The following is a 446-nucleotide window of genomic DNA, read 5'->3' as shown; positions in this document are numbered from 1 at the left end:
CCCTCGATCTTCAGCGGCCCACCGGCGGTGTTCAGCGACTCCAGCGAACCCGCGGCGGCGAGGCCCTTGGCGTCGTAACGCTTGCCGACGACGTGGTACTGCAGGATCGGCGCCAGCTCGGCCGGCTTGCCCGCCAGCTCGTTGAACTTCGCGTCACCCAGCGCCGCGAAGGCCGGGTCGGCCGGCGCGAACACCGTGATCGCCTGCTGCGAGTTGAGGGTGTCGACCAGGTTGGTGGCCTTGACGGCCGCGACCAGCTTGGTCAGCAGCGGGTTGGTCGAGGCGGCGGAGGCGACGGGCTGCGGGCCCATCGAGTCCAGCGAACCCGGCGAAGAACCCTGCGGCAGCTGCGAGCAGGCCGGGCCGAAAACGTCGGCGTTGGTGGTGACACCGTTGGAGGCAGCCGAGTCGGCGCTGGAGGACGGGGCGGCCATCGAGGACGACGG

At 71.1% G+C, this 446-nt stretch carries 1 protein-coding gene; it reads right to left on the bottom strand.

Translation table 11 applies throughout. The annotated features are described in order from the left end of the window. Positions 1–446: fasciclin domain-containing protein (locus tag VA596_RS50560; RefSeq protein WP_323337983.1), on the bottom strand; the 446-nt coding region annotated here is incomplete at both ends.

Origin of the sequence: Amycolatopsis heterodermiae (assembly GCF_034929455.1) — a bacterium.
Lineage (GTDB): Bacteria > Actinomycetota > Actinomycetes > Mycobacteriales > Pseudonocardiaceae > Amycolatopsis > Amycolatopsis heterodermiae.
The sequence above is the reverse complement of the archived record's forward strand: the minus strand, read 5'-3'. Positions and strand labels throughout refer to the sequence as shown.